Annotated in this window: 2 protein-coding genes; one reads left to right on the forward strand and one right to left on the reverse strand. The window is 50.7% G+C overall.

Annotation, left to right across the window (positions count from 1 at the left end):
* A partial coding sequence (gene miaE / locus V7D78_RS17380) for a tRNA isopentenyl-2-thiomethyl-A-37 hydroxylase MiaE (RefSeq protein WP_333609710.1) occupies positions 1-425 on the forward strand: 425 nt, incomplete at its 5' end.
* On the opposite strand, the gene V7D78_RS17385 is transcribed toward miaE, so the two are convergent.
* On the reverse strand, positions 382-1,125 hold the full coding sequence (locus V7D78_RS17385; protein WP_333609711.1) for a UDP-2,3-diacylglucosamine diphosphatase: 744 nt from the start codon (positions 1,123-1,125) through the stop codon (positions 382-384). The two genes, miaE and V7D78_RS17385, sit on opposite strands and share 44 nt — an antisense overlap.
* Positions 1,126-1,241 lie beyond the last annotated feature (116 nt).

Raw genomic sequence — 1,241 nt, forward strand, 5'->3', positions numbered from 1 at the left:
CCAGGATTTTCGCCAGCTACGACAAAATCAGTTCTAGCCGCTATGCCCGGGGTTTATTGCGCCATGTCAGTACTTATGAGCCGGCAGCCTTAGTTGATAAATTAATTTGCGGTGCTTATATCGAAGCGCGTTCCTGTGAGCGGTTTGCCAAACTGGCCCCCTTGCTGCCAACTGCAATTGGCGATTTTTATCTGTCGCTATTGCGCTCTGAGGCGCGGCATTATCAGGATTATTTAACGCTGGCGACTGAGATTGCCGGTACCGATATCAGTAGTCGCATCGCCTTTTTTGGTCAGCACGAAGCGGCGTTAATTTTAACGGCAGATGCCGATTTTAAATTTCACAGCGGCGTACCAGAGAGTGGCGTACCACAGAGCAGCGTCAAGCCAGCGGATGAAATACCAGCTGCCACTGCTCAGGACTGACAGTTAAATAGCTGCTTTGACTATACCAGTCGCCTAGCACGTAGCGCTCAGCTGGCTGGTTATTTACCTCAAGCTGGTGTACCGCCGGTCTGTGGGTGTGACCATGAATCAGTTTAGTAACGCCATACTGCGCCATTACCTTTGGCACTTCTTCCGGGGTGACATCCATGATTTGCGTTGTGGCATTATTGGTATAGCTGGCTTTGTACATTGCGCTGCGCTGCCTGGCTTTCATAGCAATACGCTGGCGGGCAGACAGCGGTAAATGCAACATTAACCATTGCCACCATGGCTGATTCCACCAACGGCGGAATTTTTGGTAGGCCAGATCTAAGGTGCACAGGCTGTCGCCATGCATAATCAGGCTAGGGGTGCCATAAAGGTCGATAACCTGCTGTTGCGGTAATAACTGCATGCCAGCTTGCCGGGCATAGCGCTGCTTCAGTAAAAAATCGCGGTTGCCATGAATAAAGTACAGCGGCACGCTGTTGCTCAGCTGCTTTAATTCGCTGGCAATCTGTTGCAATAACGGCTCAGGGTTATCGTCGCCAATCCAGACTTCAAATAAGTCGCCCAGTATATAGAGCGCATCAGCAGCTATCGCCTGCTCGCGTAAAAAACGGATAAAGGCGGCGGTGATATCTGGCCGATCGGCCGCTAAGTGCAGATCGGCAATAAATAGCGTGTGCTGCTGCGCCATTAATCAGGCTTGCAGTTCAGCTTTTTCAATGATCACTGGCTTAACCGGTACATCGCTGTGGCCCGCATTACGACCGGTCGCGACTTTTTTAATTTCATCAATCACGTCCATGCCTT

The organism is Arsukibacterium sp., from assembly GCF_036735525.1.
Classification (GTDB): Bacteria; Pseudomonadota; Gammaproteobacteria; order Enterobacterales; family Alteromonadaceae; genus Alishewanella.

Bases quoted from the DNA above. Each gene is read 5' to 3' on its own strand.
- V7D78_RS17385 (WP_333609711.1), bottom strand. From the start codon at position 1,125: ATGGCGCAGCAGCACACGCTATTTATTGCCGATCTGCACTTAGCGGCC.